General features: G+C 45.1%; 1 rRNA gene. It reads right to left on the bottom strand.

The annotated features are described in order from the left end of the window. Positions 1–95 (bottom strand): 16S ribosomal RNA (locus ACTJKS_RS28085); the annotation flags it as partial. Between the last annotated feature and the right edge of the window lie 289 nt (positions 96–384).

The raw sequence follows: 384 nt of genomic DNA, 5'->3' as shown, positions 1-384 counted from the left end.
TGAATCCAGGAGCAAGCTCCTTTCATCCGCTCGACTTGCATGTGTTAGGCCTGCCGCCAGCGTTCAATCTGAGCCATGATCAAACTCTTCAGTTCAAACATCTTTGGGCTTTTAAGAAACCCTAAACTTGGCTCAGCAATCGTTGGTTACATCTTTGATTTCTCGCGGAGTAACTTGTGATGCTGATAATCTTGTTGACTATCAGTCTGACCCCACAAGCACCCACACGAATTGCTTGATTCAGTTGTTAAAGAGCGGTTGGTTAAGATCTTTCGCCTCAACCGAGGCGCGCATTCTACAGCAGCCTCATTTGCTGTCAAGTGATTATTTTCAGAAGTTTTCGAAGAATTCTTCAACAACTTCAACCACTTGCGCTTCCGATCT

The sequence above is a fragment of the Pseudomonas sp. 22189 genome (genome assembly GCF_052045635.1).
GTDB lineage: Bacteria > Pseudomonadota > Gammaproteobacteria > Pseudomonadales > Pseudomonadaceae > Aquipseudomonas > Aquipseudomonas parakoreensis.
The sequence above is the reverse complement of the archived record's forward strand: the minus strand, read 5'-3'. Positions and strand labels throughout refer to the sequence as shown.